The sequence below is a fragment of the Nocardia sp. NPDC004604 genome, from assembly GCF_040609795.1.
Taxonomy (GTDB): Bacteria; Actinomycetota; Actinomycetes; order Mycobacteriales; family Mycobacteriaceae; genus Nocardia.
This window is the reverse complement of record NZ_JBEXLC010000118.1, coordinates 1-22,030: the sequence shown is the minus strand read 5'-3', so window position 1 is coordinate 22,030 and position 22,030 is coordinate 1. Positions and strand designations below refer to the sequence as shown.

General features: G+C 66.0%; 24 protein-coding genes. 5 read left to right on the top strand and 19 right to left on the bottom strand.

Annotated elements, in window-relative coordinates:
* Nucleotides 1-11 precede the first annotated feature (11 nt).
* On the bottom strand, nt 12-3,485 hold the full coding sequence (locus tag ABZW16_RS32400; protein ID WP_354959895.1) for a BTAD domain-containing putative transcriptional regulator: 3,474 nt from the start codon (nt 3,483-3,485) through the stop codon (nt 12-14).
* Nucleotides 3,486-3,754: 269 nt separating this feature from the next.
* Here ABZW16_RS32400 and ABZW16_RS32395 point away from each other — a divergent pair, with 269 nt between their 5' ends.
* Entirely contained in the window at nt 3,755-4,627 is an 873-nt protein-coding gene (locus ABZW16_RS32395; RefSeq protein WP_354959894.1) for a 1,4-dihydroxy-2-naphthoate polyprenyltransferase, read from the top strand.
* A 149-nt stretch (nt 4,628-4,776) separates the two neighbouring features.
* Here ABZW16_RS32395 and ABZW16_RS32390 read toward each other — a convergent pair whose 3' ends face one another.
* From ABZW16_RS32390 to ABZW16_RS32370, 5 genes are all read right to left on the bottom strand, one after another.
* Nucleotides 4,777-5,160 (bottom strand): phage holin family protein, encoded by a 384-nt coding sequence (locus tag ABZW16_RS32390; RefSeq protein ID WP_354959893.1) that lies wholly within the window; start codon nt 5,158-5,160, stop codon nt 4,777-4,779.
* A 76-nt stretch (nt 5,161-5,236) separates the two neighbouring features.
* Nucleotides 5,237-5,815: a Clp protease N-terminal domain-containing protein gene (locus ABZW16_RS32385; RefSeq protein WP_354959892.1), complete on the bottom strand. Its 579-nt coding sequence runs from the start codon at nt 5,813-5,815 to the stop codon at nt 5,237-5,239.
* Nucleotides 5,815-6,036, bottom strand: coding sequence for a helix-turn-helix domain-containing protein (locus ABZW16_RS32380; RefSeq protein ID WP_354959891.1), 222 nt, complete (start codon nt 6,034-6,036; stop codon nt 5,815-5,817). The genes ABZW16_RS32385 and ABZW16_RS32380 overlap by 1 nt, the downstream gene beginning before the upstream one ends.
* A 137-nt stretch (nt 6,037-6,173) precedes the next feature.
* Entirely contained in the window at nt 6,174-7,259 is a 1,086-nt protein-coding gene (locus tag ABZW16_RS32375; protein WP_354959890.1) for a PLP-dependent cysteine synthase family protein, read from the bottom strand.
* Nucleotides 7,256-7,606 (bottom strand): DUF4229 domain-containing protein, encoded by a 351-nt coding sequence (locus ABZW16_RS32370; RefSeq protein ID WP_354959889.1) that lies wholly within the window; start codon nt 7,604-7,606, stop codon nt 7,256-7,258. The genes ABZW16_RS32375 and ABZW16_RS32370 overlap by 4 nt, the downstream gene beginning before the upstream one ends.
* A gap of 172 nt (nt 7,607-7,778) precedes the next feature.
* Between ABZW16_RS32370 and ABZW16_RS32365 the strand changes: the two genes are divergently transcribed.
* Nucleotides 7,779-7,988 carry a BldC family transcriptional regulator gene (locus tag ABZW16_RS32365; protein ID WP_330250627.1) on the top strand — a complete coding sequence of 70 codons (210 nt, stop codon included), beginning with the start codon at nt 7,779-7,781 and terminating at the stop codon, nt 7,986-7,988.
* Between the two features lie 132 nt (nt 7,989-8,120).
* Nucleotides 8,121-8,324 (top strand): hypothetical protein, encoded by a 204-nt coding sequence (locus ABZW16_RS32360; protein ID WP_354959888.1) that lies wholly within the window; start codon nt 8,121-8,123, stop codon nt 8,322-8,324.
* A gap of 106 nt (nt 8,325-8,430) precedes the next feature.
* Here the strand turns inward: ABZW16_RS32360 and ABZW16_RS32355 are convergent, their stop codons facing one another.
* A complete protein-coding gene (locus ABZW16_RS32355) occupies nt 8,431-9,057 on the bottom strand; it encodes a hypothetical protein (protein WP_354959887.1) in 627 nt (208 codons plus the stop codon).
* A 173-nt stretch (nt 9,058-9,230) separates the two neighbouring features.
* Between ABZW16_RS32355 and ABZW16_RS32350 the strand changes: the two genes are divergently transcribed.
* Nucleotides 9,231-10,007, top strand: coding sequence for a hypothetical protein (locus ABZW16_RS32350; protein ID WP_354959886.1), 777 nt, complete (start codon nt 9,231-9,233; stop codon nt 10,005-10,007).
* Nucleotides 10,008-10,039: 32 nt separating this feature from the next.
* Here the strand turns inward: ABZW16_RS32350 and ABZW16_RS32345 are convergent, their stop codons facing one another.
* From ABZW16_RS32345 to hemL, 8 genes are all read right to left on the bottom strand, one after another.
* Nucleotides 10,040-10,588, bottom strand: coding sequence for a flavoprotein (locus ABZW16_RS32345; RefSeq protein ID WP_354959885.1), 549 nt, complete (start codon nt 10,586-10,588; stop codon nt 10,040-10,042).
* A gap of 640 nt (nt 10,589-11,228) precedes the next feature.
* A complete protein-coding gene (locus tag ABZW16_RS32340) occupies nt 11,229-11,483 on the bottom strand; it encodes a hypothetical protein (protein WP_354959884.1) in 255 nt (84 codons plus the stop codon).
* 1,148 nt (nt 11,484-12,631) lie between these two features.
* Nucleotides 12,632-13,600 carry a c-type cytochrome biogenesis protein CcsB gene (ccsB, locus tag ABZW16_RS32335; protein ID WP_354959883.1) on the bottom strand — a complete coding sequence of 323 codons (969 nt, stop codon included), beginning with the start codon at nt 13,598-13,600 and terminating at the stop codon, nt 12,632-12,634.
* A 2-nt stretch (nt 13,601-13,602) separates the two neighbouring features.
* On the bottom strand, nt 13,603-15,255 hold the full coding sequence (locus ABZW16_RS32330; RefSeq protein WP_354959882.1) for a cytochrome c biogenesis protein ResB: 1,653 nt from the start codon (nt 15,253-15,255) through the stop codon (nt 13,603-13,605).
* Nucleotides 15,252-16,085 (bottom strand): cytochrome c biogenesis CcdA family protein, encoded by an 834-nt coding sequence (locus ABZW16_RS32325; RefSeq protein WP_354959881.1) that lies wholly within the window; start codon nt 16,083-16,085, stop codon nt 15,252-15,254. The genes ABZW16_RS32330 and ABZW16_RS32325 overlap by 4 nt, the downstream gene beginning before the upstream one ends.
* Nucleotides 16,086-16,379: 294 nt before the next feature.
* On the bottom strand, nt 16,380-17,003 hold the full coding sequence (locus ABZW16_RS32320) for a TlpA disulfide reductase family protein (RefSeq protein ID WP_354959880.1): 624 nt from the start codon (nt 17,001-17,003) through the stop codon (nt 16,380-16,382).
* Nucleotides 17,000-17,626, bottom strand: coding sequence for a histidine phosphatase family protein (locus ABZW16_RS32315; RefSeq protein WP_354959903.1), 627 nt, complete (start codon nt 17,624-17,626; stop codon nt 17,000-17,002). The genes ABZW16_RS32320 and ABZW16_RS32315 overlap by 4 nt, the downstream gene beginning before the upstream one ends.
* A gap of 101 nt (nt 17,627-17,727) precedes the next feature.
* The gene (hemL, locus tag ABZW16_RS32310) at nt 17,728-19,065 is read right to left on the bottom strand and encodes a glutamate-1-semialdehyde 2,1-aminomutase (RefSeq protein WP_354959879.1); all 1,338 of its coding nucleotides are present in this window, start codon (nt 19,063-19,065) and stop codon (nt 17,728-17,730) included.
* Between the two features lie 191 nt (nt 19,066-19,256).
* Here hemL and ABZW16_RS32305 point away from each other — a divergent pair, with 191 nt between their 5' ends.
* Nucleotides 19,257-19,637, top strand: coding sequence for a hypothetical protein (locus tag ABZW16_RS32305; RefSeq protein ID WP_354959878.1), 381 nt, complete (start codon nt 19,257-19,259; stop codon nt 19,635-19,637).
* Here the strand turns inward: ABZW16_RS32305 and ABZW16_RS32300 are convergent.
* The 4 genes from ABZW16_RS32300 to ABZW16_RS32285 all read right to left on the bottom strand — a co-directional run bounded on the left by ABZW16_RS32300 (nt 19,634) and on the right by ABZW16_RS32285 (nt 21,586).
* Nucleotides 19,634-19,864: a hypothetical protein gene (locus ABZW16_RS32300; protein ID WP_354959877.1), complete on the bottom strand. Its 231-nt coding sequence runs from the start codon at nt 19,862-19,864 to the stop codon at nt 19,634-19,636. The two genes, ABZW16_RS32305 and ABZW16_RS32300, sit on opposite strands and share 4 nt — an antisense overlap.
* Nucleotides 19,865-20,046: 182 nt before the next feature.
* Nucleotides 20,047-20,313, bottom strand: a complete 267-nt coding sequence (locus ABZW16_RS32295) for a hypothetical protein (RefSeq protein WP_354959876.1) — start codon at nt 20,311-20,313, stop codon at nt 20,047-20,049.
* Nucleotides 20,310-20,867 (bottom strand): hypothetical protein, encoded by a 558-nt coding sequence (locus ABZW16_RS32290; RefSeq protein WP_354959875.1) that lies wholly within the window; start codon nt 20,865-20,867, stop codon nt 20,310-20,312. The genes ABZW16_RS32295 and ABZW16_RS32290 overlap by 4 nt, the downstream gene beginning before the upstream one ends.
* A 332-nt stretch (nt 20,868-21,199) precedes the next feature.
* Nucleotides 21,200-21,586: a hypothetical protein gene (locus tag ABZW16_RS32285; RefSeq protein ID WP_354959874.1), complete on the bottom strand. Its 387-nt coding sequence runs from the start codon at nt 21,584-21,586 to the stop codon at nt 21,200-21,202.
* Between the last annotated feature and the right edge of the window lie 444 nt (nt 21,587-22,030).

Genomic DNA, 22,030 nt, shown 5'->3' with positions numbered 1-22,030 from the left:
GAGACGACAAGTCACCCACCGCGATTTTCGTTGTCACGGGACAATTCCTGGAGCAGCTCGAGGACCCGGTCCGCCGCGGGCCGTCGACGCAGCCCCGCGGCCCGGTGCAGCGCCGCGTCCATGCGATCATGGCCCACCGTTGTTCGATGCAGCGCGACGTGACGCCGCAATTCGGCCGACGGATTGTGCTGTTGTGCCATCACCTTGCCGGCCAGCGACACCAACTCCAAGCCGAGCTCCGAATCGGAGCAGATCGCGAGATGAAAGGTTCCGACCGCATTGGCGACCGCACCGATCTGCGGCAGATCGTAGAACTGCCCGAGTCGGCCCGCCGCGAGGCGAACCAGATTGCGCACGATATCGTCCGCCTGCGCTGGCCGCCCGTGCAGCACATGCGCGTCCACCGCCCCGCTCGCGGTCATGAGGATGCCCGGACCCGGCATCGGCTCGTCATCGGGCCAGCCGTACAGGTCCAGCGCCCTGCGGTAATGGCGTAGGCCGGCATCGATATCGCCCTCGGCCAGTTCGAGTTCGGCCACCCCGATGACGACGGGGGCCAGCCGGTGGTTGCGCCGGATGTGCGGGTCATCGATCGAAGAACCATGTGCCGGATCACCATCCGGCGCGCCGAGTGCGAAACCCAACTCCCGCCGCGCCTCCGCGAGACGACCGGCGCCGACCAGCGATACCGCGAGATAGCTGCGCATCTCCACGGCTTCCTCGTGTGCGCGCAACTCCCGCAGCAGCTCCCCGGCCCTGCGGTAGTTCTCCACCGCGTCGGCGTAGTGCGCGGTCTGTCCGGCGAGCTGTCCGAGATGCTGGGTGACCATTGCCGTACCCCAGACATCGGTGCCTTCGACCAGCTGCAGGGCGGCCAGCGCGTCGCGGGTGGAGCCGTACACATGGCCGGTGTTCTCCAGGACATTCGCGCGCATGAATACCGCCGCCCCACGCACCGCCGGATCCGGCGATCGGGCGCCGTCGGCGAACAGTCTGGCCGCGCCCGAACCGGAGGTATTCCCGCAGGCCATGATGCCGAGAAAGCGCGCCGCACCATTGAGATCGATTGCGGTGCCCAACAATCGGCGGATCCGCGCTCGGCTGGTCCCCACCGCACGTAGGTCACCGGTCAGGTACACCATGTGCAGACCGATCTGCAGATGCGCGACCATCTGCAGATCGGCGACCGTACCGCGTACCGGACCGGGTTCCGGTGCCAGATCGAGAATCCGGCGCGCCCAACTGCTCGCCTCCATATGCGCGCCACGCATTACCCACAGCGTGCCCAGCACCGGGAAGACCCGGTACACCGTGCGGGCGTCCCTGCGTTCCAGCGCATATCGCAGCACCGTGACCAGATTGTCGAGCTCAGCACCCACCGAGAGCACGGTGGCCACCTGCGCGTCCGAGAGATAGCGGCGCACGGCCGAGATCGAATAATCACGGGCCCAGCGCGACATTCGATCCATGACCAGGGAACGCTCATCGACCGCACCCGGAATACCTGCCGCCGCATCGGATCCGGTGTGCGCGAGTTGTTCCTCGCCGAATTCGCGGACCGTTTCCAGCATGCGGTAGCGGGTTCCGATGAGACTTTCGTCATCGTCGAGGACGGTGAGCAGTGATTGGCTCACCAAACCGTCCACGGCCGTGGCTACGTCGTCGACATCCGGCCCACCGGCCACCATTTCGGCGGCATCGAGGGTGAATCCGGCCGGAAAGCGGCACAGTCTGCGCAGGGCGATCTGCTGCGACTCTTCGAGCAGATTCCAACTCCACGCGATCACCGCGTACAAGGTGCGATGCCGTTCCGGCGAGGAGCGATCTCCGCTGCGCAGCAGGGCGAAGCGGTGTTCGAGCCGGGTTTCGATCTCCTCGACGCTCATGGTCCGCACCCGCGCGGCCGCGAGTTCGATGGCCAGCGGCAGGCCGTCGAGCGTACGGCACAATCGGGCAACGACTTCGGGATCCAGCCGCACCGTCGGCCGCACGGCACGCGCCCTGGCCATGAACAGCTCGGTGGCGGGCGATCCGGCCGCGTCGATCGCCAAGGGCGCCAGCGGATACACCGTTTCCGCGGTAATCGCCAGCGGTGCCCGGCTGGTGGTGAGCACGCTGAGCTGGTCACAGCTGCCGATCAGATCGGCGACCACCTCGGCCACCGCATCGATCAAATGCTCACAGTTGTCCAGTATCAGTAGCATCGGGCGGGCGGCGAGCGCGTCGCGCAGGCGGCGACCGGCATCGCTGTAGCCGGTGGTGCGCCGCCACGCCGTCTCCCGGACGACCTCGCCCAGGCCCAGCATCGTGCTGATCGCGGCCTCGATATCGGCGCGCGAATCGGCGTCGGCGGCCGGATCGGCGCGCACCGAGGCCAGCTCCACCAGCACCACGGACTCCCGGCGCGCCACTCGAGCGCCCAATTCGTTGGCCACCCTGGTCTTTCCGGTGCCGCCGGGGCCGAGCACCGTGGTCACCCGGGACCGGGACAGCAGATCCTCGAGCGCGTCCAGATCGGCGGCACGTCCGAGCAAGGCATTGGGGGCCGCGCGCAAGCCGATCGCCGACAGCACACTCGGCGGTGCGGCAGCGGTCGAATCCGGGACGCGTCCGATCGAATCCCGCTCGACCGAATCCCGCACCGCCGGCAGATCGCCTGGTGTGGCCGAATTCACAACGGACGACGTATTCGACGCCGGCCCACGATCGGTCCGCGCTGCGAATCCCGGCACCGGATCACCGCGCAGGATGGCGGTATTCAGCTCGACCAGCGCCGGACCGGGGTCGGCGCCGAGTTCCTCGATCAGTCGCCCGCGAATCGATGCGAAAACATCCAAGGCCTCGTTCGGCCGCCCGGCCGCGGCCAGCAACCGCATCAAGGTGGCATGCGCTGCCTCGTCGAGCGGCTTCGCAGCCACAGTTCGGCAAGTGATCGCGACCGCGCCGTCGAGATCGCCGCTCGCGACCCGGGCCGCGACCTCGATCGCCGCCAATTCGGACAACCGGTGCGCCGCCGCGGCGCGTAGTTCATCGGCGAGTTCGCCCGCGGGGAGGTCCGCCCCCGGCTCACCGCGCCAGAGCGCTCTGGCCTGTGCGACCAGGGTCAGACAAGTGGCGTGGTCGCCATCGGCCTGTCTGGCGCGGGCCACGCGCAGCAGTTCGTCGGCCAGGGTCAAATCGACCTGATCCGCGGTCAAGGTGAGGCGATACCCGGCCGGGCCGATCTCCAGCGCCGCGTCCGGCAGCGCGGACCGCAGCCGCGACACCTGGGTGTGCAGCGCATTCATCGGCGCGCGCGGCGGCTGCTCACCCCAGACCTCATCGATCAGGGCCTGGGCGCTGCGGCTGCGACCGGGGCGCAGAGCCAGTGCCGCGAGCAGCAGCCGCGATCGCGCCCCGGGTAACGCCGTGAGCGCACCGTCTCTGCGTAGCGCAATTTCGCCCAGCAGGGCCACTAAGACCGATTCGCCTGCGGGCGTCGTCAAGGTTCGACTCCGGCCGATCGGGCCGCTCTGGTCAGGAAACATTCCGTCGCTATCGTATGCGAGCAATGCCTGCGGGGCTGGCATGGTTATCCCCTGTTCTGCGCGGATGCGTCGCTTGGGCTGGGTGAGTTCGAAATCGTTCGACAGGCTGTGATCACGGCCGACCCCGCGCGCATTCATTGAAGGCGGCCGCCGAGTTCAACTGAACCGGGCCAGCCAACCGAACCGCCCGAGCAGACTGCACCGGCGCCGCGCACTAGGCTGCGAATATGGCTACTGCAGCGCAATGGATCGAGGGCGCACGGCCCCGCACCCTGCCGAACGCGATCGCCCCTGTCCTGGCCGGAACCGGCGCCGCCGCTTCCATCGATAGTGCGGTGTGGTGGAAAGCCGTTCTGGCGCTGCTGGTTTCGCTGGCCCTGATCATCGGGGTGAATTACGCCAACGACTACTCCGACGGCATCCGCGGCACCGATGACGTGCGCGTCGGGCCGCTGCGGCTGGTCGGGCAGAAGCTCGCCTCCCCCGCCGCGGTCAAGAATGCCGCGATCATCAGCCTGGCCATCGGCGCGGTCTTCGGACTGGTGCTCGTCATCGCGACGGCGTGGTGGTTGCTGCTGGTCGGCGCGGCCTGCCTGGCCGGGGCCTGGTATTACACCGGTGGCAGCAAGCCGTACGGCTATAGCGGTTTCGGCGAGTTGGCGGTATTCGTATTCTTCGGTCTGATCGGCGTGCTCGGCACCGAATTCGTGCAGGCCGAGCGGATCGAATGGGCGGGACTGGTACTCGCGGTCGGGGTCGGGGCATTCTCCAGTGCGGTGCTGGTCGCCAATAACCTGCGCGATATCCCGACCGATACCGAATCCGGGAAGGTAACCCTCGCGGTCAAACTCGGCGATCCGCGCACCCGCACGCTGCACTTGGCGCTGCTCGCGGTGCCGTTCATCGCCACGCTGCTGCTGGTCGTGCGCACGCCGTGGGCGTTGGTCGGGCTGGTTGCGGTGCCGCTGGCGGTGCGCGCCAACGCACCGGTGCGCTCCGGTAAGGGTGGGTTGGAATTGATTCCGGCCCTGCGCGATTCGGGGCTGGCGCTGCTGGTGTGGTCGGCGGTTACCGCGCTGGCGCTCGGTATCGCCGGTTAGGAACTTGGACGCGCCGCACCGGGTTGTCGCGGGCGGGTCCGAGCGCGCACCTTCCGGCCGAATCCGGCAATTTCCGCCTCGTTCGCTCGAAGAACGCACGCTCGGCCCCACTCCGCCATCGAACGAGCGGTTGGCGCGGCGCGCAGCTGCTAGTCGCCGTCCGGTACCAGGACGCCGAGGATCCAGTTGACCAGGGCGACGATGATGCCGCCCCAGAGCGCGGCCCAGAAGCCGTCGACGCGCAGGCCATAGTCGGTGGTCTCGCTGATCTTCGCGGTGAGCCACAGCATCAGCGCGTTGATCACCAGCAGGAACAGACCGAGGGTCAGGATGACCAGCGGCAGCGATAGAAGTTTCACTATCGGCTTGACCAGGGCATTCACCACGGTGAAGACCACGGCGACGGCCAGGATGACAATGACTTTCCCGCCATTGCCCTTGTCGGCTGGGCTGAGGATTTCGATCTTGTCGACCCAGGCGGCGGCCAGCCAGATGGCCACCGCGTTGATGATCAACCGAATCAGAAGCTGCATGCCACGATGCTAGGCCCGAAGGGCGGGCCTGTGCTGCCACAAAACACGAATCCGGTGGCATCACATACCCGCCCACTCACGCGGCACGATCGAGCAGCGCGTGCACCTTCGGCCGGAGATCGTCGATCGCCTTCGCACCGCCGAGGATGCGGGTGGTGTTCACATTGGGCGCGCGCAGAATGCCGAGCAGCAGATGCCCGGATTCGATGGTCTTCTCCTTGCGGGCCAGCGCTTCTCGCAGTCCCAGTTCCATGACCTTCTTCGCATCCCGGGTAAATGGGATGTGACCCCAATTCCGGTCGCGACCGAAGCCGAATCTGGATCGCTCCTCGGGGGCCGCCCGCTCCAGCGCATCCGCACCGAAGGTCGCCTCCAGACTCTCCCGCACCGCGTCCAGGTCGATGCCGATCGAGCGCAGCGCCTCGGCATCCTCTTCCCCCAGCGGCTGACCTTTGCTTTGTCGGCCAAGGGTTTTCAGCGCGTCCCGATGCGTGACGCCCATCTCTTCGAGCAGCGTCTTCAACTCCGGTTCGCCCTGCGACAACACGCCGAGCAGCACATGCTCCACCTCGATCCTGGGTGAGCGCAGCTCGCGCGCGTCTTCCTGGGCGCTGACGATCGCGATCCTCGCTGCCCTGCTGAACCGTTCGAACATCAGCGGTTCCCGCCTCTCCGGTTGTATTTCTGGTGGACCGCCTGCTTGCTGACCTCGAGCGCCTCCGCGATCGCCTGCCATGACCACCCCTGTTCGCGGGCATTGGTCACCTGGATCGCCTCCAGCCGTTCGAGCAGCCGACGCAGTGCGAGCACCGCGCGCAGCCCGACCCTGGGGTCGGGACTGCCCGCGGCGGCCGCCAGTGTGGTTGCTTCAGTCATGACGTCAATTTTGGTTGACGCCATCGTGAGTTGTCAACAAAAATTGACGCCGTCGGAGTTCGCTACCGAGGAAAGCAAAACCCCGCCGCCCCGGCGCTACGGCCGGGATGACGGGGTCAGGGATATGCGTGCGGCGACTAGCCCGACCAGATCCCGGTCGCGGTGAACTTGTCCAGAACCGCCGCGGGTTCGGCGAGGCTCAGGCCCTGCGCCTCGACCCACGCATCGTCGAAATACGTTCCGGCATAGCGATCCCCGCCGTCGCACAGCAGAGTCACCACACTCCCGGAACGACCGGCGCCGATCATTTCGGCGATGAGCGCGAAGGCGCCCCACAGATTGGTGCCGGTGGAACCGCCTACGCGGCGGCCGATTACCCGACTCGCGTGCCGCGCGGCCGCGATCGATGCGGCATCGGGGACCTCGATCATCCGGTCCACCACCTGGCCGATAAAGGACGGCTCCACCCGGGGGCGGCCGATTCCCTCTATACGCGAAGGCATTCCGGTCTGATATCCGGCGTCGGCGGTCTCGTAGCCGCCGAAGAACGCGGAGTTCTCCGGATCGACGACGGCCAGCTTCGACGGGTAGCGGTGGTAGCGGATGTAGCGGCCGATGGTGGCGCTGGTACCGCCGGTGCCCGCGCCGACCACGATCCAGTCCGGCACTGGATGGGTTTCCAATTCCATTTGCTCGAAGATGGATTCGGCGATGTTGTTATTGCCGCGCCAGTCGGTGGCGCGCTCGGCGTGGGTGAACTGGTCCATGAAGTGACCACCGCATTCGGCGGCCAGCCGGGCCGCCTCGGTGTACATCTCCGGTGGGCGCTGCACGAAATGACAACGACCGCCTTGGGCCTCGATCAACTCGATCTTCTGCGGCGAGGTGCTCGCTGGCATTACCGCCACGAAATCGAGGCCGAGCAGTTTGGCGAAATACGCCTCGCTGACCGCCGTCGACCCCGAGGAAGCTTCCACCACCGTAGTGCCCTCGGTGATCCAGCCGTTGCAGATCGCGTACAGGAACAGCGACCGCGCCAGCCGGTGCTTGAGACTGCCGGTGATGTGCGTCGACTCATCCTTCAGGTACAGCTGGACGCTCCACGCCGCGGGCAACGGGTACCGGAGCAGGTGGGTGTCGGCGCTGCGCTGGGTATCGGCCTCGATGAGACGCACGGCATTGTCGACCCAGCCGCGCGGGGCACTGCGGTCGCAGTACTTCACGAAGCCGCCCCGGTCGAGTCGTCATCACCGCGCAGTCGGGCACGCAGTTGCGCCTTGTCCTGACGGCGCTTGGCATCGACGATCGCGATGTCCTCGTTGACCCGCGCCCGCAACCTCTTGAACACCGTCAGCGACAGCGGCATGGCGATGATCAAGGCGAACAGGGCGGCGACCACCATCGGGATCTCCACCGAGACCAGCCGGGCGATGCCAATGATCACGGCCGTGATGACGACGACCAACCCCAGCCTGGCGAGCGTGTAGAGCACCAGATTGCGGGCCAGCCGCGCGCCGGTGCCAGCCGTTTGCTGTCCTGGGTCACCTTTGGGTGGAGTTGCGTCACTCACGTCGTCCAGCCTATGCGAAGCTATCGCCCACACCTCCTGCCGAGGTAGGGCCTCTATCCCATTTGTCTATTACTTCCCCTTTACCAACTGTAGGTGGTTCGAGTACCTAGGGGTGGCAGTGCAACGATGGCGCCATCTGATGAGGGAACTGTCGAGAACGGAGAGGTTTGCTATGACTGCGATCACCGTCGGCGGCCAGGACACCCTGCTGACACCGGGCCAAGTGGCCGCCATGTTCCACGTCGATCCGAAGACCGTCACCCGCTGGGCCCACGCCGGGCGCCTCGGGTCGCTGCGCACACCGGGTGGACACCGCCGGTTCCGCGAGTCCGAAGTACTCCAACTGCTCAGGTCGCTGACCACCGAGGCCACCGCACGCTGATCGTGGCCGATGCGGGCCCGTAGCGATCCGCTCCTGTCTAGGGGCCCGCACCCACCCTGCAGAGTGAATTTTGCGTCAGCAGTGTTCGAAGGCTACACACGCGACTACCCTCGTTAGCAGGAGGTGAGCGACGTGACGTACCTGTTGGCACTCATCGCAGTTGTGGCAGTCGCGGTGTTGTGCTGGAAGGCGTTCGGCCCCGAGAAGTCCGGACCAAGCGCTCCATCCACGCGGTCACCACAACGCAAGCGCATCAAGGGGCCCGATGACGACCCCGAATTTCTCTGGCGCATCTCGCGCCAGCATCGTGACGGCGACGGGCCGACCGAGCGCTGAGCGTTCGGCCCCACACCCCGATCTACTGAGCGTCTCACAGGAGTGGCTACCTCGCACAACGTAGAGCCTGTGCGAGGTAGCCACTGGGGTGCGCTAGCTCAAACGATCACTGCTCGCCGTTGACGACCGCCATCATAGCGTCCATGAAGGATTGGCCGCCCATGATGTAGCCGCCGGCGATGGCGCCTATGACGGCGCCGATGGGGCCGGTGATGATGCTGAAGAAGAAGACGCCGACGATGGCGCCGATGACGAGGCCGAGTGCGCCGCCGAGGATCACGCCGACGATGTTCTTGTTGATTTCGTCGGTCAGGCGGGCCATGGAGTTGACCGGCTGCATTTCGCCGATGTTCTTGGCGGTCAGTTTCGGTGTGAGAGCGAGGGTCCGGCCGTTATCGGTGATGGCCTGGTCGACCGCGACATTCGTGCCGGAGAGCTGGTAAGTCAGCGGAACTTCGGCGACCACGGCACCGGTATCGGACTTCAGCAGGACCTTGGTCCCGTTATCGGTGAGTTCGAACGTGCCACTGTCGACGGCGGTGGTCACCACCCGGTGTGTTTCCTTGCGTTCGTCCTTGGTGTCGGAAAGCACAGTGTGGTAACCGATTCCCTGCTCGACGCCGGAGGCCGACACGTCTTTGGCGACTTCCGCGGGGTTGGCGTGCGCGGTTCCCGCGGCGACTCCAACGGCGGCGAGGGACAAGAAAGTGACGGCCAGCATGCCGAACTTCATCAAGGTTTCCTTCTGACAAGCACCGGCCTCGGTAGCCGGTTGACGCGTCTAGCGCCACGTAGCTTGTTGCCCCGCACGGCATTTGGGAAACCCCTGACAGCCATCGTTATTCGATTGTTACTCAAATATTGACCCGCGATCATTTCACACAGGTATCCTTTTTATCCTCAAAAATGGATGACTCGACGCCGCACGCCAGATGGTGTAGGCATAACGTGCTCAATCAAAATGCAACATTCAACTTCGGATCTCCGCGCGCGAGTTCGAACACCCCTGGAGGACGTCCAGTGTCGCGTCAACGTGTCCGTGCCGGTGTGACCTTGACGGTCTTCATCGGGGTGACTGCGCTGGCGGCGGCCGTCGTCGCCGTGGCCGCGATGTCGCTCAGCAACGACAAGTCCACCGGCGGCGGCCCCTCGCCCGCGGCCCAGAACGACACCGCGCCAACCACATCGGCACTGCCGACGACCTCCGACATGCCACTGGCCACCACCGAGGCACCGCCGACGACCTCCGCCATCCGCAGCACCTTCGACAAGATCGCCGGTGGCCTGAAGGTGGAGGCCGGTGACTGCGTCGAGATCGGCCACAACGGCGACACCGCCACCCTCGGCAAAGCCGCCTGTGGCAGTGCGACTTCCAACTACAAGGTCATCGACAAGGCGTCCGAGAACGCCGTCTGCCCCAGCGATGCCGACCGCACGCTCAACGACACGCTGAGCGGCATCAACCGCGCTGCCCTTTGCCTGGACATCGACTGGGTAGTCGGCGGCTGCATGGAGCCGAACAAGGACAATCCCAAGCGCATCGACTGCGCCGCCAAGGGCACCAACGGCGTCCGCGTAGTCGATGTCAAGCAAAACACCACAAACGTCAACGTCTGCTCCGCCAGCGACCGCGGAATCGTCTACCAACAACGCCAATTCGTGGTCTGCGTCCACCGGCTGTAACCAGCACGCCCGCTTCCCCCTGTCTCCGAACGTTATTCGCCGACTGCCAGCCGAGGGTGATCGAGCAGCGCTCCCCATGCCGCGGCCCACGGGAAGCGCTCAACCAAGTCGCCGTCCGCGTTCGGCTCATGATCTTCGATCAGCATGGTCACGCCCCACTCCGAAAGCTTGCGCACCGCCTCCCGCACGGCGGGAAAGTTGATCAGCGCTCGATTGGTGAACGGCACTGCCACCACAGGTATTTCCAAACCGACGGCCTCCACCAACAGCCCCAGCGGCAAAGTATCGGAGATACCGGCCGCCCATTTCGCAAGTGAGTTGGACGTAACCGGCGCGACGATCATCCCGTCCGCCGGCGGTAGCTCGTCCGGAGCATCCGGCTCCTTGTACTCACTGCGCACCGGATGTCCCGTGCGCGCCACAAGGTCATCGACGTCGATGAACCGACGGCCGTTCGGCGACGCGATCACACACACATCCCAACCGTCCCGCTGGGCCAGGTCGACCAGCTTGCCGACATCCCGCGCCGCCCGTGCCCCGGTCACAATCGCGTACACAACGGGCGCTCCGTCCTTGTTCACGACTTCATAGTCCCGGTTTGCCTCCCCGGCCGCTCAATACTCCCGCGATGTGTCCGGTTTCATGCGTCCCGCGGCAATCAGCGCCTGCCGTGCCGACGCCTTGCGCGGACAGTCCTGCACCCCGGCACTCGAGGTGTCGCTGCATGGTCCAGTGAGCTTCGGACGCGCGCACAGGGCGATCCGCACTTCGGATAGCCAACGAACAACTGACCGGCGCGCCTTTCGATGACCGGTCGGTCCTGCTGACCGAGGGCCGCGCCACCCGTGCCGGCGAACCGGGACCACTCGAGACTTCGACTGCGGACCTCGCTGCGGCACAGCAGCTTTACCGCGGCAACTGCACTCGCCAAACCGGCACCGGTTCGCCGAATACTTGGCGCTGTCCGGAAACCCTCTGACCGGGCCTCAGCCCGATACCCGGAGCAGTCGCATTGCAGACGCCGATTCCGCTCCGGTACAGCAACGCCCAAATAGGTGAATGTTCTCTGCCGCAAACGAACTACATAGACGTAATGCGCGGTACATGCCGGGCCATTGGCGTGAAATGTTGGCAAGCTCACCCGTTAGAGCGTGTGCGGCAGTATTCGATACTGCCGCACACGACTTATCGACGCGGGTGGGCCGGGCCACTACGTGGTAGTCACCACGGCATCCCGTTGCATCCCACAAAGTTGGCGGACAAGGTGCACATCGAGGTGATTCCCAGCAGTTTGAGGACCTTCACCGGGGCATCGGCGGATCCGGTACCACCGGCCGCGGCCTCCGCCGTCTGTGCGGTGTTGGCCGGGGCCGGATCCAGTGCGATACCGGGCGACGCCGCGGCGGAACCCATTGCCGCACCGCCCCCGAGGGCGAATGCCACCACGGCCACACAACCGACAACTGTCCTCTTCATTGACTTTCCTATTATCGAATTCGCTTGTCGCGTAGCACGTTAGCCCGGCTTGAAACCGGCCAAAAGCCAGGTTTACGGGTGCCATTACTTCTGGGGTCCGCGCAGTTGTACCGGGATCCAGGACTGTTGAAGTCCGGCCTCCTGGATTTCACACACCGCGGCAGTAGGCCCGGATTCGCGCGCCCGGCTGCTTCGAGGGTCGCGCGTGGCGGCCGGGCAAAAGAGGAAAGGTTGTGCGCGACACCGGAATAACACGGTGCCGCTCGCGAAGTGGCGTATCAAGAAAATCGTCGCCGAATTCGCTCACGGCCTCGGGTGAGGAATACGCCCGGCCATCACGGTAAGTCCTCCGGACCTCCCGCCCCAGCTGGATCTGGGCGATAACCCCGCCGTACCCGACACGGTTCTCAGACGCCCACTTAAACAGGAACGTTATCTTCTAAATGTTCTCGTTCCGGCGGAATCTTCTGGTAGCCAGCGGTAAGCTGTTGGTGACGCCTTCCGCGGTACCAAATGACGTCTTGTTCGGTCCGGTCGAAGCTGCAGCTGTCGGCCAGCGTGAATGCGCGTTCCTATCGGGACGCATCATGTACTTCAACAAGTAGCGAATCGTGTGCCACAGAGTCGATTCGGCACGTAACGCACTCGCAGCCCCAGTCCGGTAGCTCGGCAACGCGCCCTACTACGCGGACGTCATAACGCTCGTTGTAAGGAAGCAACATGTCCAGCAAGATCGTCAAAACCCTAGCCGCGACTGTTATTGCCGCGCCCCTGCTCGTCCTCGCAGCGCCCGCAGCCACTGCCGATTCGACTGCCGCGGCGCCTCCGTCGCCTTCCGCCACTCCGGTCCAGGGCGGGGGATCATTCGGATCAGCTACGTGGTGCATCCCCCTCGGTAGTGCCGTCTGGTGCTTCTGAGTGAGCGTCTGAGAACTACGGTGTTGGGTCTGTGACGCTCGAGATTTGAGTGAACTCCTGGTAGAGCAGTGATTGCTGAGATCAATTGCGTTACCAGGAGTTCATTTGTCATCATCGCGTATCGGCGTGTGTCCGTCGTAAGGCTACTGCGTACTCACTGCGGGCCCCGAGCCCGAAACATATCGCTACGGCAGTACCGGAGTGATAGGCATTTCTGCTGGTGAAACCAGTTAGTTCAACCCAGCGTACGAGTGCAACCCACTGATCACGATATTGATGATGAACAGGTTGAAGAGCATCGCGACAAAGGCTGCGACGTTGATATACGCGGCCTTGGTGTCGCGCCAGCCCGAGGTAGCGCGGGCGTGCAAGTACGCGGCATAGAGGACCCAGGCGATGAAGGAGCAGGTCTCCTTCGGATCCCAGCCCCAGAAGCGGCCCCAGGCGGCTTCGGCCCAGATGGCGCCGAGGATTACGCCTGCGCCGAAGAGGGGAAAGCCGATGATGGTGGTTTTGTAGGCGAGACGGTCCAGGGTGCGGGCGTCGGGGAGGCGACGGGCGATGGTGCCGAGGATATTGGCGGATTCGGCGCCTTCGGGCTGACGCAGGCGGTAGAGGAAGAGCAGGCTGGCGATGCCGGAGACCATGAAGACACCGCTGCCGATGCTGACGATGGTGACGTGGAAGGGCAGCCAGAACGACCTCAGCGCTGGGACAACGGGTGCCGCGTCGGCGTAGAGCGCCGTACCCGCCAGGAACAGCAGGATCAGGATCGGGACGAGCAGGAATGCCCACATCGACCGGTAGCGCTGTTCGCGCAGGAACACCATGCCGACGACGGCGGCCGCGGCGGTCGCCATGGTGACGAACTCGTACATATTGCCGAGCGGAAAGCGGTGGGTCGCGAAGCCGCGCAAGACGATCGAGGTCACGTGCAGGGCGATGGCGACGAACAGCACCGAGAACGCCATATTGCCAGCGCGCTCCACGAACGGCTTGGCCTGCGGCGTCTCGACCCGCCCCGGCGCCGCGGGACGTTCAGCGCCGCCACCAGCGGTCACCAGTTCGCGCGCGACGACCTTTTGTGTCCGCGCTGCCGCGTACTGCATGATCAGCAGCACCAGCACCAGCGCGTACACGACGATCGCCGATTTGAAGGCGAGGTCGCTGTACTGGGCGATGGTCTCGTCGATCGGCATGGTCACTCTCCCGGTCGGTCCGTGGACGCGGCGGATTGGTCATCGAGCAGGCGCTTGCGCAGGCGATCGAACTCGCCGCCCCAGCCCGCCTGATCGGTTCTGGCGAGCCCGCCCATCTCTACTACGGTGCGTCGTTTATCAACGGTACCGGCTTCATCGTCGGCCGGGTAGCAGCGGATCCAGATGCGCCGCCGCTTCACCAGCAGCGACACCAGCAGCCCGGCCATCATGGCCAGCGCACTCACCAGCACCCACTGCTGCGCCGGATCATGCGATACCTGCAGGTTCACGAATTCCTGCGCGCCGTCGAAGGTGACCTTGGTGCCATTGGGCAGGGTGGTCGACTCGCCGGGCCGCAGGTTGACCCTGGCCTCCTTGGTCAGTCGCCCCTGCTTGATCTGCTCGGGATCCAGCGCGAACAGCGACTGCGGCTTACCGGTGTCCAGACCGGTGTCGCCGCGGTAGACGTCCACCGCGACCGCCGGATCGTTCATGGTCGGGAACGACGAGGTCAGCAGGCTGCCGTGGAGCAGGGCGGTCGGCGCGAACAGCCCCTCGATGGCGATCTGGTTCTTGCGGCGTTCTTCGTCGGTCGCGTACATGCCGCCGGGCGGATCGATCCGCAGCACACCGCTGGACAGGAAGGTCTGGGCGTTATCGGGCCGCCACTGGACGGTCTCGGTTCGGGTCTGCCCGTTCGGGAAGGTCACCGTGAATGTCGGCGCGAATCCGTGCCCCTGCAGGTACAGCCGGTCCCCCGCGACGCGCAGCGGATGGTTCACCTGGATCTGCGCATCGCGCCAGGTATTGCTCTGCAGATCGGCCCCGGCCTGGTATTCGATACTCGAGGTGAACATCTCGGCCTGGCCGTTCGTCAGATAGTCGGCCTTGAAGTCCTTGACCCGCACACATAATGGCGCCATACCGGTGCCGTCGTTGATATTGCCCGCCTTGAACGAGTCGAAGACCGCGGGCGAGGTGGTGCAGAAGCCGGGACCGTTGTTCGCGATGACGATCACACTGCCCTCGTACCCGAAAAGCTTGCCGACCGCGATGGCGACGAGCAGTCCGACCAGGGCCAGGTGGAAGACGAGGTTGCCGAGTTCGCGGGTATAGCCCTTTTCCGCAGACAGGGTGGTCTCACCGTCACGGGTGCCCGCGCGCACCTCGGTTCGCCAGCCGCGCAGCTCCTTTCGCGCGTGTTCGAGCACCGCGTCCGGGGCGCCGTCGACCGTCTCGGAGTAATGGTGCGGCAGCCGCGACAGGTTGCGCGGCACCCGAACCGGCGGTGTGCGCAGTGCGCGGTAGTGGTCCAGGCAGCGTGGCAGAATGCAGCCGACCAGCGAGATGAACAGCAGCGCATAGATCGCCGTGAACCAGAAACTGGAGAACACGTCGAACAGCTGGAACCGGTCCATCCACGGACCGAGCGTCGGGCGGTCGGCGATGTACTGGGCGACCTTGCCCTCATTGAGATTCCGCTGCGGCAGTAGCGCCCCCGGAATAGCGGCCAAGGCCAGCAGGAACAGCAGCACCAGCGCGGTGCGCATACTGGTGAGCCCGCGCCAGGCATTGCGCACGAGCGCCCACGCGCGACCCGGTAGCGATTGGCGCGGCGGTGCCATCGGCGCCTCGGGTCTGTCGATCACGGTCATATCGGCAAGGTCACCTCGGAAACGAATGCATCGCGCACCCAGGCGACGAACTGGTCCCATGCCCCGGTGACCAGCGCGATGCCGACCGCGACCAGCAGCATGCCGCCGATGAGCTGAATAGTGCGGGAATTGCGCCGCAGCCAGCCGACACCGCGCAGCGCACTCGCCGAACCGAAGGCCAGGATCACGAACGGCAGTCCGAGACCGAGGCAGTAGGCGACGATCAGCGCGACGCCGCGCACCGCCGTCGTGCCCTCGGTCCCGGCCGAGACCGCCATCACCCCGGACAGCGTCGGCCCGAGACACGGCGTCCAACCGAGCGCGAAGACCGCGCCGAGCAGCGGAGCGCCCGCGATGCTGGTGAGCCTGCGCGGCTCCATCCGGGTATCGCGCTGCAATGCAGGGACCAGACCGATGAACACCAGACCCATCAGGATGGTGACCACGCCGCCAACCCGTTGCAGCAGTTCACGATTCACATTCAGGGTCTGGATGACACCGAAAACCGTCGCGGTGGCGAGCACGAACACGACGGTGAATCCGGCGACGAACAGGCCGGCCGCGCCGGCCACCCGCAGCCGACCCGTGCGTGCCGCAGCCCGCTCCGAAACCGCCGTACCGCCAAGGCTTTTGGCTTGTGCGGCGGTGGCGGGCGGCGCCTCGGCACCGACCAGCCCGGCGAGGTAGGACAGGTAACCCGGAACCAGCGGCACTACACACGGCGAGGCAAACGAGACCAGCCCGGCCAGTAGGCAGGCGCCGAGTGCCAACAACAGCGGCCCGGTCGCCGCCGTCTGCTGGAACGAATCACCAACTGCGGCGAGCACCATCAGTCGGTCTCCACCGGGGGTCGATCGTCGCGCTCGGGCACCGGCGCCGCAGAAGTATTTGTTGCGGGGGGAACAAAGTCCATCATGGAATCGGCCGCGGCGCTGCGCGGTACGGCGGCCACGCCGACCCACCGGTCATCGACGGTCCAGACACCGCGAACGAGTCGAGCGGCCTGCCGCGGGCGACACGCGCGCGGGCTACGAGTACGGCGATCGCGATTCACGATTGCACCTTCCTACCGCTCGATATCGAGCGGGACGTAATTACGGCATGGGGCGAACGGCAGCACGGGGTCACTCGGAACCTTCCGCGGCAATGCGTTCGACGACTGGTTGGAGGTCTTCCGCCAAGAGCGACCGGAGGAAGACAGCGGCCACCCGATGTTGCCGATCCAGCACCAGCGTGGTGGGAATGACACTGGTCGGGAAGTTGCCGCCGAGCGCGAGCAGGGTGCGCATGGACGGGTCGTAGACGGACGGATAACCGACCTTGTTGTCGACGACGAAGTCCTGCGCCTTGTCCTGCTGGAAATCACGGACATTGATGCCGAGAAAGACGACGCCCCTGTCCTTTGTTGCCTCGTAGACCTTTTCGAGCGCGGGCGCCTCGGCGCGGCACGGCCCGCACCACTGCCCCCACAGATTCAGGACGACCACCTTGTTCGGGAAGTCGGCGACCGAGGTGGTCTTGCCCGAGGTCATCAGATCCGGCCCGGCGAGCTTGCCGATGGTGCCACGCGCGGCGGGCGGGTCATAGTAGATATCGGTTTTGCCACCGGGCGAGACGAATTCGAACGTACCGCCGGAGGCCACCGCATCCTTCCCGGTCGAACAACCCGCGAGCACGGCGACCAGGGCCATGCACGCGAGCAGGACCGGCGCACAGCGCCGGGCCAACGGCCGGGAGGAAGTTCTCATGCGCCGTGCACCGTGGGATCCGAACCGCCAGCGGGTTCGGAGTAGACGATGTCGACGAGGGTGTCGCCCTGGTAGACCAGCGAGGTCAGCGAGGCGAGCGAGCACTGCCGGTGCCGCGGATCGTGCCAGAGCCGCTGGCCCTGCAGGAACCGCCGCAGCGTCCAGACCGGCAGCTGGTGTGAGACCAGCACCGCCTCATGTCCGGCCGCCTCGACCCGGGCCTTGTTCACCGCGGCCAGCATGCGGTGCGCGATCTGCAGATACGGCTCGCCCCAGGACGGGGTGAACGGATCGCGCAGCTTCCACCAGTGCCTCGGCTTGCGCAGCGCGCCGTCACCGACCGAAACCCGCAGGCCCTCGAAGGTATTACCGGCCTCGATCAGGTTCTCGTCGGTGCGCACGATCAGCCCGTGCTGCCTGGCGATCGGCTCGGCGGTCTCCTGCGCGCGCTGTAGCGGCGAGGCGATGACCAGCGCGATGTCATGATCGGCGAGCGAACGCGCCACCGCACCGGCCTGCGCGCGTCCGGTGACCGAGAGGCTGAACCCGGGCAGGCGACCGTAGAGAATGCCCTTCGGGTTGTGCACCTCGCCGTGTCGCAAGACGTGCACGATGGTTTCGATGGCGTCGTCATCGGGCGTCTCGACGCCGGGCCCGGCGGCCTCGGCGCTCGCGACCGGAGTCGGTGGTAGTTCGCGCTCTTCGGAATCTGGCTGGTCGGAACTCACGCGCTGGATCCTTCGGGGGTGGCGGCCGCGGCCGCGTGTGCGGCGGCGGGCAGGGCTGCGGCGATACGGTCGAACGCGTCCTCGTCGAGCGCCGCGGAGACGAACCAAGCCTCGAACGCGCTCGGCGGCGCGTACACGCCGCCATCTAGCAATGCATGGAAGAAAGCGGGAAAACGCCAGGTCTGACTGGCTTTGGCGGCAGCGTAGTCGGTGACCGGACGGTCGGCGAAGAACACGCTCACCATATTGCCCGCGAACTGAACCCGATGCTCGACCCCGGCCGCGGTCAGCGCCTCGGTGAACAGGCCGCCGAGTCGCTCGGCATTGCGATCGAGCGCGGCGTACACCGCGTCATCGGCCGCGCGCAACGAGGCGAGCCCCGCGGCGACCGCGACCGGATTACCGGAGAGGGTGCCCGCCTGATATACCGGGCCGAGCGGTGCAAGGTGATTCATGATCTCGGCGCGTCCGCCGAAGGCGGCGGCGGGCAGTCCACCACTCATCACCTTGCCGAAGGTGTAGAGGTCACCGGCGACGCCGTCGAGGCCGAACCAGCCGGACCGGCTGACCCGGAATCCGGTCATCACCTCATCCATGATCAGCAACGCGCCGTGCTCGGCGGTCAGCTTGCGCAGTCCTTCGTTGAAGCCGGGCAGCGGCGCGATCGCGCCCATATTGCCCGCGGCGGCCTCGGTGATCACACCCGCGATCTCACTCGAATGCGCGGCGAAGGCCGCGGCGACGGCGGCGATGTCGTTGTAGGGCAGCACGATGGTGTCGCCCGCCTGTGCGCCGGTGACACCGGGCGAGGTCGGCAGGCCGAGCGTGGCGACACCGGACCCGGCGTCGGCCAGCAGGGCGTCCACATGGCCGTGATAGCAACCGGCGAACTTGATGATCTTGGCGCGGCCGGTGTAACCGCGCGCCAGCCGGACCGCGCTCATGGTGGCCTCGGTGCCGGAGTTCACCAGGCGGACCCGGTCCACCGGCGCCACCCGCTCGGCGATCAGCTCGGCGAGTTCGATTTCCGCCTCGGTCGGCGCGCCGAAGGACAGTCCGCCAACGGCCGCGCGCTGCACCGCCTCGACCACCGCGGGGTGCGCGTGGCCGAGGATCATCGGACCCCAGGAACACACCAGGTCGACATATTCGTTGCCGTCGACATCGATGAGCGTGTAACCGTTGGCCGAGGCGATGAATCGCGGTGTGCCACCGACGGACTTGAATGCCCGCACCGGCGAGTTGACACCACCCGGAATCACCGAAGCAGCCCGGTCGAAGAGCTGAGCCGAGACCGGCACCGATGCCCTGGTCGCGCGCGGAGAAGAACTCACGACGTCCAGTGTCGCAGCCCGATCCGAAGGAGTCGACGACAGGGTGTAGTGGAGGTGATGCAGACCGCAGCCACGCCGGAGTCCGGCAGGCAACACGCCGATCACGGTTCGCGGCGATATCGGTCGCTGAATGATTGCTGGTGCGTAATCTCGGAGTGTCGTCGCACCATCTATCCCATCGGGAGAGCACCATGCGGTTTGCCGTCATCAGTGCCACGATCTGTGCCGCGGTCGCGGCCGCCGGGACCTTCGGCGCCGGGTCCGCCGCCGCCGCGGATCCGGTCGTGCAGCCCGACCGGGTCGGGCTGCACCTGAATCACGCGGAGACCGCGACACTCGGCGACGGACCGGTGCCCGCATTGATCACCATGGTGGTGCCGCTCAGCCGGATCGGGGCCGGGCTGAAACCCGACTCCGAGATCTACCACGACGAAAACGGCGGCGTGCACGCCTCATTGCGTCAGGTCATCACGGAGGCGGCCAGCCATCCGGACGGCACCGTCGTGCTGTACCTCAACGCGCCGGGCACCCACAGTGGCCGCCTGCTGGACATCTACCAGAACTGGAACTAGGTGTACATGCACGGCGCCGAGGCCGAGATGGTGTGCAGCTGGCACATGAAGTTGTTGTAGACACCCGCCGAACCCGAATCGGGCACGAAGATCGGGGCGGGCTGGGCCACCTCGGTCTCGGCGGGCGCCAGCGGCAGTCCCGGTGCAGCCCATGCGGGTGCCGCACCGATCGCGGCCGCCACGGCAACCGCCGCGCACACTTTCCCGGCAAAACGAATCACAAGCATTTCTCCCAGTCGACACGGTGCGGATAGACGGCCGAAAGCATAACGGCCACAACAGTATTCACCGAATGCCGACCGTTGCGACCGAGACACCTCGCGGCGCGGCACTTGCACGGTAACCGAGTCGCGGCACATCCGCCAGGCATCGCCGGGCGGTGACGCCCACGCAGAACAGCGCGAAACCCTCAGCGCGACCGCGCGGCCCGCACCGTCCGCGCGACGGCATCAATGGCGAGCGCGCCGCCGACAATGACCAGGAAAGTAGCCAGGACCAGCCGCGGGCCGCTATAGCGGGTGGCCTGGAAGCCGGGCACCTCGCCCGAGGGGGCGAAGGTGGTGGTGATCAACCCGCTGCGCCAGCTGACCACCGCGAAGACCGCGCAGGCCAGGGCGAGCGTCAGTTCGACCAACGCGGGCAGCATTCGGTCACCGAGCACAATCAATCGCTTCAACGATCCGCTCCGTTCTCGCTGTGTTCGGTTTCCTCGGTGCTCGGCGCGGCGCGGCCCGTATCCTCGGCCTTGTCCGGGTCGGCCCCGCCCAATGCCTCGGTGAGCGCGGCCCGCAGTCCGCGGTGATCCTTCGCCCACGCCTGGACCAGAGCACCGTCGACCAGTCGCAGCCCGATGCCCTTGCGCCGACGCGGCACCCCGCTCAACTCACCGAGCGAACGCGCCGATTCCCAATCCTCATCGTCCCAGGAATCCTCGTCCCGCTCGGGCAGCACCGCATCGATGGTCGCCAGCGGCAGGGTTTCGGTGCCCTCGCGCAACGCGGTATCGGTCAGCTCGACGCTCACATGCCGCTGCCCCGCGATCACCTGCAGCACAACGAAACCCGCGATCAGCGCGGCACAGAAAATGAGGGCGAACCAGTGCACCTGGGCGGCGGTCACCAATTCGAGAATCAAAACGATCAGACACAGCAGCGGCCCGTAGGCCACCGAACGCCACCGCGCGCCCGGTTCCGCGAACAGGATGGTCGTGCCATTCCCGGTATCCGTCACACCACGCTCCCGGTCACGCCGAGCGCGGCGCCGGAAATCGTCCTCCGGCCCCGGATCAGCCGACCTTGCCGGGCAACAGCAGCACCGCAACGGTAACCAAGCCGAAGAGGATCAGCAGACTCAGCACGAGCAGATCTCGTCGAATGCTCTGCGGCTGTTGGATAACCACTCGCATCGATGCCTCCGATCTTCGGGAGCCATCTGGTCGACGTTCTTACGAGACGTAAGTCAACGTGTAACAAATAACTACCGGTTCCCATTTCCGCTGTGACAACCCTCACGATACATGCTGGCGTTTCCTTGACAAACTCGCGAGCGACTCCATGCCCCGTTCACCTGCGGTTCATTTGAAAGTATGCGGTCGAGTCCGGACGGTGACTCAGATAAACCGCGCCCGCCGCGAGTACGCCCTGCACGATAGCGGCCGCACCGGCCACCAGCGAGGCCGCTCCGGTCACCGCTTCCAGCGCGAACAGGGTGCCGACCGCGATCAGCACCAGCCAGACGCCGATGGCGGTCAACAGCGTCCGCGCCCACAGCTTTCCGCGCACCATCTGATGTACGAACAACAGCGTCAATGCGGCCAGCGACAAACCGATCAGCACACCGACCACAAAGGCCAGCGAAACCATGAGCTGCGCACTGGCCATCGTGAAGTTCGGATCGCTCGCATGCACCTGGTCGTACATCTTCTGCGCATACTCACCGCGCTGCTGCACAGCCGCCAGAATCGACCCGATCAACTGCACAATCCCGAATCCGATAACCCCCCACCACAATTGCCGCGCCGTCCGAATATCCTCCGGCGGCTCGGGCCGCAGCCCGACAACCGGACCACCCGGGTACCGGCCCGGTGCGTGGGGACCCTGCGGGTGTGGACCCGGTACGTAAGGGCCCTGTGGATACGGCCCAGGCGGATAGGGACCCGGAAGGTACGCCCCCGGCGAACTCGCGCCCTGCGCATGCTCCCAAGGCGAATTGGCTTCCGGCGAGTGCGACTCAGGCGAACGCGCTCCCTCGGGATGCACCTCAGCCGAATTCGACCCCGACAACGACGACTGAGGTCGACTCGCGCCCTGCGGATGCGATCCTGGCGAATTCGGCTCCGACAAGGACCGCTCGGACTTACTCGCTCCCGCAGAACTCAGACCATGCGGATCCGA

Coding starts and splice junctions, on each gene's coding strand:
- ABZW16_RS32355 (WP_354959887.1), bottom strand. CDS start 9,057: ATGAAGTTCGGCATGCTGGCCGTCACTTTCTTGTCCCTCGCCGCCGTT.
- ABZW16_RS32340 (WP_354959884.1), bottom strand. CDS start 11,483: ATGAAGAGGACAGTTGTCGGTTGTGTGGCCGTGGTGGCATTCGCCCTC.
- ABZW16_RS32395 (WP_354959894.1), top strand. CDS start 3,755: ATGGCTACTGCAGCGCAATGGATCGAGGGCGCACGGCCCCGCACCCTG.
- ABZW16_RS32380 (WP_354959891.1), bottom strand. CDS start 6,036: ATGACTGAAGCAACCACACTGGCGGCCGCCGCGGGCAGTCCCGACCCC.
- ABZW16_RS32300 (WP_354959877.1), bottom strand. CDS start 19,864: ATGCTTGTGATTCGTTTTGCCGGGAAAGTGTGCGCGGCGGTTGCCGTG.
- ABZW16_RS32385 (WP_354959892.1), bottom strand. CDS start 5,815: ATGTTCGAACGGTTCAGCAGGGCAGCGAGGATCGCGATCGTCAGCGCC.
- ccsB (WP_354959883.1), bottom strand. CDS start 13,600: ATGCCGATCGACGAGACCATCGCCCAGTACAGCGACCTCGCCTTCAAA.
- ABZW16_RS32365 (WP_330250627.1), top strand. CDS start 7,779: ATGACTGCGATCACCGTCGGCGGCCAGGACACCCTGCTGACACCGGGC.
- ABZW16_RS32325 (WP_354959881.1), bottom strand. CDS start 16,085: ATGGTGCTCGCCGCAGTTGGTGATTCGTTCCAGCAGACGGCGGCGACC.
- ABZW16_RS32390 (WP_354959893.1), bottom strand. CDS start 5,160: ATGCAGCTTCTGATTCGGTTGATCATCAACGCGGTGGCCATCTGGCTG.
- ABZW16_RS32320 (WP_354959880.1), bottom strand. CDS start 17,003: ATGAGAACTTCCTCCCGGCCGTTGGCCCGGCGCTGTGCGCCGGTCCTG.
- ABZW16_RS32330 (WP_354959882.1), bottom strand. CDS start 15,255: ATGACCGTGATCGACAGACCCGAGGCGCCGATGGCACCGCCGCGCCAA.
- ABZW16_RS32350 (WP_354959886.1), top strand. CDS start 9,231: ATGGATGACTCGACGCCGCACGCCAGATGGTGTAGGCATAACGTGCTC.
- ABZW16_RS32305 (WP_354959878.1), top strand. CDS start 19,257: ATGCGGTTTGCCGTCATCAGTGCCACGATCTGTGCCGCGGTCGCGGCC.